6 protein-coding genes are annotated in these 7,233 nt (G+C 45.6%); 5 read left to right on the top strand and 1 reads right to left on the bottom strand.

The window, feature by feature from the left end:
• From ACFI32_RS11520 to rnr, 5 genes are all read left to right on the top strand, one after another.
• Window positions 1–309 (top strand): hypothetical protein (locus tag ACFI32_RS11520; RefSeq protein WP_462626733.1); only part of this gene is annotated, 309 nt, incomplete at its 5' end.
• 161 nt (window positions 310–470) lie between these two features.
• Window positions 471–2,405, top strand: a complete 1,935-nt coding sequence (thrS, locus tag ACFI32_RS11515; RefSeq protein WP_462626732.1) for a threonine--tRNA ligase — start codon at window positions 471–473, stop codon at window positions 2,403–2,405.
• Window positions 2,406–2,428: 23 nt separating this feature from the next.
• Window positions 2,429–2,932, top strand: coding sequence for a translation initiation factor IF-3 (gene infC, locus ACFI32_RS11510; protein ID WP_462626731.1), 504 nt, complete (start codon window positions 2,429–2,431; stop codon window positions 2,930–2,932).
• Between the two features lie 282 nt (window positions 2,933–3,214).
• Window positions 3,215–4,459, top strand: coding sequence for a toxic anion resistance protein (locus ACFI32_RS11505; protein ID WP_462626730.1), 1,245 nt, complete (start codon window positions 3,215–3,217; stop codon window positions 4,457–4,459).
• A 126-nt stretch (window positions 4,460–4,585) separates the two neighbouring features.
• The gene (rnr, locus tag ACFI32_RS11500; RefSeq protein WP_462626729.1) at window positions 4,586–6,814 is read left to right on the top strand and encodes a ribonuclease R; all 2,229 of its coding nucleotides are present in this window, start codon (window positions 4,586–4,588) and stop codon (window positions 6,812–6,814) included.
• A gap of 60 nt (window positions 6,815–6,874) precedes the next feature.
• Here rnr and ACFI32_RS11495 read toward each other — a convergent pair whose 3' ends face one another.
• A complete protein-coding gene (locus ACFI32_RS11495; RefSeq protein WP_462626728.1) occupies window positions 6,875–7,180 on the bottom strand; it encodes a hypothetical protein in 306 nt (101 codons plus the stop codon).
• Window positions 7,181–7,233: the final 53 nt, after the last annotated feature.

Raw genomic sequence — 7,233 nt, 5'->3', positions numbered from 1 at the left:
ATCTTATGCTTTTTATTTGATATTGCCTTACATTGTCCTTATATAGATAGGCTTGGTTTCATAAACGGTATGTTGTCCATGTGCCGCTTGAGGAATGCAGGTACAGTTACCGTTGTAGGCTCGAATTGGTCGGTTGTTTTGGCTGTCTTTTTCACAAATAGATCATCGCTGCCAGCCGTCCCTTGTCATCTGGCCTTTATAGGGGGTTTTTGCTATAGTAGCTGGCTTCAGGACATCTCTGATTGGCACGGTCAGTTAACAGTATTTAAAGGGCCGTTTGCCGCGCTGGATATGAATGTGGCTATATAATTAGGATCATTAAGCCATGATTTTTATAAAAGTGTGATGCAGTGATGTCAATTTGTCATAACACGCCACGATGAGTGGATATAATTGATGTGGTCTTTCGGTCATATGATTGATGGTTGCAATCATCACTGCCAACGGACCCAAAAACAGGTGAATAGATTATGGTTGCGATTACTTTACCAGATGGTAGCGTCAAAAATTTTGAGGGAAATACAACAGTCATGGAGGTGGCTCAAAGTATTGGTACAGGACTTGCTAAAGCAACAGTAGCAGGTCGTGTCGACGGGCATTTGGTCGATGCCTGCGACCCCATCACCCATGATGCCAACGTCGAGATCGTTACCCCAAAAGATAGTGATGGTGTGGATATTATCCGCCATTCATGTGCACATTTGCTCGGTCATGCGGTTAAGCAGCTGTACCCTGATGTCAAGATGGTCATCGGTCCTGTCATTGAGGATGGCTTTTATTATGACATCTATAGTGAAACGCCATTTACGCCTGAGCATATGGAAGCCATCGAAAAACGTATGATGGTGCTTATTAAGCAAGACTATGATGTTATTAAGAAGATGACGCCACGTGATGAGGTCATTGACATCTTTCAGGCGCGCGGCGAAGACTACAAGCTGCAATTGATCAATGATATGCCCGGTGAGGACGCCTTTGGTTTATATCATCATCAAGAATATGTCGATATGTGCCGTGGCCCGCACGTACCAAATACTCGTTTCTTAAAAGTTTTTAAGCTGACCAAGATGTCAGGCGCATATTGGCGCGGTGATGCCAAAAATGAGCAGCTGCAGCGTATCTATGGTACGGCGTGGGCAGATAAAAAACAGCTCAAAGCTTATATCCAGCGTATTGAGGAAGCAGAAAAACGCGATCATCGCAAAATCGGCAAAGCGCTGAATCTGTTTCATATGCAAGAACAAGCACCCGGTATGGTATTTTGGCATGCCAATGGCTGGACGATTTATCAAGTGCTTGAGCAATATATGCGTAAAGTACAGTACGATAATGGCTATGAAGAAATCAAGACGCCACAAATCGTCGATCGCAGCTTGTGGGAGCGTTCAGGTCACTGGGGCAACTATGCGACCAATATGTTTACCACCGCCAGCGAAAGCCGCGATTATGCCGTTAAGCCGATGAACTGCCCTTGTCACGTCCAAGTCTTTAACCAAGGCCTAAAGTCATATCGTGATTTGCCGCTACGTATGGCGGAGTTTGGCTCGTGTCACCGTAACGAGCCATCAGGATCGCTACATGGCTTGATGCGGGTGCGCGGCTTTACACAAGATGATGCACATATCTTTTGTACGCAGGCACAGATTCAGCAAGAAGTGGCAGACTTTATCAAGCTGACCCTTGCCGTTTATGACGACTTTGGCTTTGAAGATATTGAGATGAAGCTCTCAACCCGTCCTGAAAAGCGTGTGGGTAGCGAAGAATCTTGGGATTTTGCAGAAAAAGCACTGGCTGACGCGCTAGACAGCTCAGGTCTTGATTGGGAATATTTGCCCGGTGAAGGCGCGTTTTATGGTCCGAAGATTGAGTTCAGTTTAAAAGACTGCTTAGGCCGCGTCTGGCAGTGCGGTACCATTCAGGTTGATCCGAATATGCCAGACCGCCTAGATGCCGAGTTTGTTAACGAACAAGGCGAGCGCGAAGTGCCTATTATGCTACACCGCGCTATTTTAGGCTCGTTTGAGCGCTTTATCGGTATGCTGATTGAGCATTATGCTGGCTGGATGCCTGTATGGCTTGCACCGCAGCAAGTGGCGGTGATGAATATCACTGACAAACAAGCAGACGCCTGCCAAAATGTTGTCAGCGAGCTGAAAAACGCAGGACTACGTGCCATCAGTGACTTGCGTAACGAAAAGATTGGATTTAAGATACGAGAGAAAACATTAGAACGTATTCCCTATATGCTAGTATTAGGGGATAAAGAAGTCGAATCGGGCAGTGTTAACGTCCGTACCCGCGAAGGTGAAAACCTAGGCGTCATGAGCGTTCAGGAATTTATTGAATTAGTGCAGACAGCCGTCGCCGCTAAAGGTCGACAGAATCAAAAAACAGATGAGGAGTAATACCTATTAAACAGTCAAACCGTTTGAACATCAACGAAGATATCAGCGTCAAAGAAGTCCGTCTTGTTAAAGAAGACGGCGAGCAAATGGGCGTGGTTGATATCGATACCGCGATGAAAGCGGCACGTGATGACAACCTAGACTTGGTCGAATTGGTCCCTGATGCGAAGCCACCCGTGTGCAAAATCATGGACTACAAGCGCTTCCTTTATGACCAAAAACAAAAGGCCAAAGAAGCCAAAAAGAACCAAAAGCAAACTCAGCTCAAAGAGATGAAGCTGCGTCCGAGTACCGAAGAAGCCGATTATCAGGTTAAACTGAAAAAAATCGTCAGCTTCTTAGAAGATCAGGACAAAGTAAAAATCAGCATTCGTTTCCGTGGTCGTGAGATGGCGCACCAAGAAATTGGCCGCCGCCAGCTTGAGCGCATCATTGAAGACACCGCTGATATCTCTAACGTCGAGCAATATCCCAAAATGGAAGGTCGTCAGATGGGCATGCTACTTGGACCTACCAAGAAAAAGTAAGCCAATAAGGTTATCTTTACGCTGACAAAAACGTGTTTATCTTTTTTGACCATCAATATGCTGCGGGATATTGGTGGTTTTTTACCATTGGCTTTACCAAATAAGTCCATTATCCGCAAAAATTGTTTTACAAAACCAATCTTCTTTAGTATCAAAGAACGCGGTAATCTTAATACAGTATAGGTTTTACTGGCCGTTTGCGGCTGGCAGAACCATGGGAACAATAATAACAACCTGATATTTTATTGCTAATTTTCTAACGCAGCTTTCAAAGGATAGTTTATGCAAGAGTTGACACCACCTGATAATGCCTCTACCCCTAGCATCTCTCTGACACCGCCCACGCCTGTCAAAGAAGTGGAGAAAAGCGAAGCCGATCAAATGGTCAAATTGGATGAAAACCAAATTCCAGAACTCGATGCCAAAGTGGATGCTTTTGTTGATCATGTTTTGTCCAACTCGGTACACAGTCCTGATTTTCAGGAAAATGTGCAATCTATCCATAATTTGGGCACAAAAGAAATTCGTGAGTCAGCACAAGTTTCTAATCGTATGCTTGAGCTGCCCGCCAAAAGCTTGGATAAAAGCTTGTTTGACAACTCCCCTATCGCCAAGTCGCTGACTGAGCTGCGCGCTATTGTCGAAGACTTAGATCCCAGTAAAAAAGAGCTGACCAGCTCACGTAAACTGTTTGGTCTGATCCCTTTTGGCAATAAGGTGCAAGATTATTTCCGTCAATATGAGTCAGCGCAGTCGCATATCAACTCGGTTGTTACCAGCTTATATAACGGTAAGGATGAGCTGCTCAAAGACAATGCGATGATTGAGCAAGAAAAAGTCAATATGTGGGCGCTGATGCAATCGATTCGCCAGTATATCTATGTGGGCAAAAAAATCGATGAGCAGCTTGAGCAAAAAGTGCATAACATCGAAGCGACCGATCCTGAAAAAGCGCGTATTATTAAAGAAGAGATGCTGTTTTATGTACGCCAAAAAAACACTGATTTTTTGACTCAGTTGGCAGTCAACGTACAAGGCTATCTGGCACTCGATACCATTCGCAAAAATAACTTAGAGCTGATTAAAGGCGTCGATCGTGCTACTACCACGACCGTCTCTGCCCTACGTACCGCCGTGGTGGTGGCGCAAGCCATGACCAATCAAAAACTGGTACTGGATCAGATCACGGCGCTCAATAAGACCACCAGCAGCCTAATCGAATCGACATCTGCCATGCTCAAACGACAGTCGGGTGAAATTCATGAGCAAGCCACCAGCAGTACGATAGAGCTGGATAAGTTGCAAAATGCCTTCAACAATGTCTATGACACCATGGACATGATCAGCAATTATAAAATTGAAGCATTAGACAACATGAAACAGACGGTCGATACGTTGACCTCAGAAGTCGACAAGGCACAAAAGTACTTAGATAAATCCAACCAAACCACAGTACTTGAAGTATCTAAAGATATTAATGCAAAAAAAATCACCCAACAATCTGGCTCATTAGATATTGATATCTAGGACAGGTAGCATGCCCTGAGCCGCCGCTGGCTATCTTGGCACATAACACAATTGTCGCAAGATATTGCGTTATGGTTCGTGTTAAGATAGTCACTACTTATGATTTAAAAAAAGATACGGTAATTTATGACTTGGAACGATCCAAACGCCTCAAGTGAGGCTCAAAAATATGACAACCCCATTCCAAGCCGTGAGCTGATCCTGCGCACGATTGCAGAACAGGGTGAAGCCACGCATCAGCAGCTAGCAAAAGTCTTTAGCATCAATGACCCTGATCAATTCGATGCGCTGGGCAATCGCCTAAAGGCCATGTCTCGTGATGGTCAAGTCAATCGTGACGGTCGACCGTATCGCTATCGCACTGTAACCAAACAAGACGTGGTCACAGGCATGGTATCGGCACATGCCAAAGGCTTTGGCTTTGTGGTGTTAGAAGACATGCCTGATCTATTTTTGCATGAAAAGCAAATGCGCTGGGTCTTTAATGGCGATACGGTCAATGCGGTTGGTACGTCAACAGACAATCGTGGCCGTACTGAGGGACGCATTGTTGATGTGGTTGAGCGCCAGCAAAACCAATTTATCGGTACCGTTGCAAAAGATGAAGATGGCTACTGTGTTGAGCTGGGTAGTCCCAATAATCATCAACCGATTACTGTTACTGATGACAACGTAGAGGCCGTCGGTGCAAAGCTGGGCTATCCTGTTAAAGTAGATATCATTGACTGGCCAAACCAGCATGAGTTTGCGACAGGCAAAATCACTGAAGTACTCACCGATGACAATGATCGCGAATTGATCATTGAAACCACGCTATTAAACTATGACATACCGTCTGAGTTCAGTGAAGCCGCGCTCAAACAAGCCAACGACTACCGAGAGCCAAGTAAAAAAGATTTCAAAGGTCGTACTGACTTGCGTGATATGCCCATGATCACCATCGATGGTGAAGATGCTCGCGATTTTGATGATGCCGTCTTTGCTGAAAAGCGTCCTGGTGGCAACTATCGCGTCTTGGTTGCGATTGCTGACGTCAGTCACTATGTCACACCGAACTCACCCCTAGATATCGATGCTTACGAGCGCGGCACGTCAGTATATTTTCCGCATCGCGTGATTCCGATGCTGCCTGAAGTGCTTTCAAACGGTTTGTGCTCGCTCAATCCTTCAGTCGATCGCCTATGTATGGTTGCTGATATTAAGGTATCGCGCGCGGGCAATGTGACCGGCTATGAGTTTTATCCTGCGGTGATGCACTCACAAGCGCGTCTGACATACAATCAGGTGAACACTTACTTTGACGATCCAAAAGATGCGAGCATCCCAAGCTCACTGACGGGTAATAAAGCAGTCCAAAAGTCAGTCGATACGCTACATCAGCTCTACACCCTACTCCTCAAAAAACGTGAGCAGCGTCATGCGATGGAGTTTGAAACCGTTGAAACGTACATCAAGTTCAATGAAGAAGGCGGTATCGCGGATATCTTACCGCGTACTCGAGGCGACGCGCACAAACTGATTGAAGAGTGTATGCTGCTTGCCAATACGTGTGCGGCAAACTTTGCGCTCAAGCATGAGCTGCCCGTACTGTATCGCAATCATGACAAACCAGACGGTGAAAAATCAGGCCGTATTCACGAGTATGCCAAAAACTTTGGTCTCAGTTTCCCTGAAGAAAATCCAACGCAGGCAGACTATCAGCGCATTATTGAAGCGACCAAAGACCGTCCAGATGCGATCAGTATTCACAGTATGTTACTGCGCTCAATGATGCAGGCCAACTATGCGCCTGATAATATCGGGCACTTTGGCCTTGCTTACGATGAGTATAGCCACTTTACCTCACCGATTCGCCGTTATCCTGATTTGATGCTACATCGTGGTATCAAGGCTCAAGTAACCAATAGCAAGCAGCCCGTTATGGACTTCTCGCTTGATGGCGCTGGCACGCAAACTTCAGATACTGAACGCCGCGCAGAAAAAGCGTCTCGTTTTGTCGAATCTTGGTTAAAGTGTCACTATATGAAAGACCATGTCGGCGAAGAGTTTGATGGTGTGGTCACTACCGTGACTAACTTTGGCTTATTTGTCACCTTGACCGATCTATATATCGATGGTTTGGTACATATCTCTAATGTCGGTGATGACTACTTTGTCTACGATGAAAAGCAGCAACAATTGATTGGCAAAGACAAAGGTACCTTATTTGGCTTAGGCGATTTGGTACGCGTTAAGGTCGCAGGCGTGAATATGGACTTGCTACAAATTGACTTTGACCTCAAAGCCAAGTTGCAATCTAGTGAGATGAACCAAACCAAGAAAAAACGCCGCCGTAGTAACAAAAAAGGCAGCTAATCCATCCTTAGTACGACAAAAAGCCAAGGCCTTTGCTTTGGCTTTTTTGTGTCTGCGTGGTTACTGAGCGTCATTATCCATTTCTGCCAACCGCGCCGCTTCTGCCGCTTGCGCTTGGTCGATTTTAGTGGTGGCGTCATCTAAAATAGCTTTGGGCTGTTCGCCAAGTGGTTTGCTGGCAATGCTGTCATCATTATTATCGCTATCGCTGATGGCGGTACTGTCTGTGCTAGCCGCTACTTCTGATGCCGCATTCTCTATCATGGCGGCGCGGGCTTTTTCGTGACGACTGCTATTGATCATGTTAAAACCCAATAAAATCACAAGGCCTGCTAGTGCCGCGATAATCAGATGTTTTGCTTGCATAGCTGTGCTCTCGATTTGTTGACGATATTATATTTAAGACGATGTCCGACTAC

The sequence above is a fragment of the Psychrobacter sp. PSi21 genome, from assembly GCF_054960615.1.
This window is presented reverse-complemented; position numbering and strand designations above follow the sequence as displayed.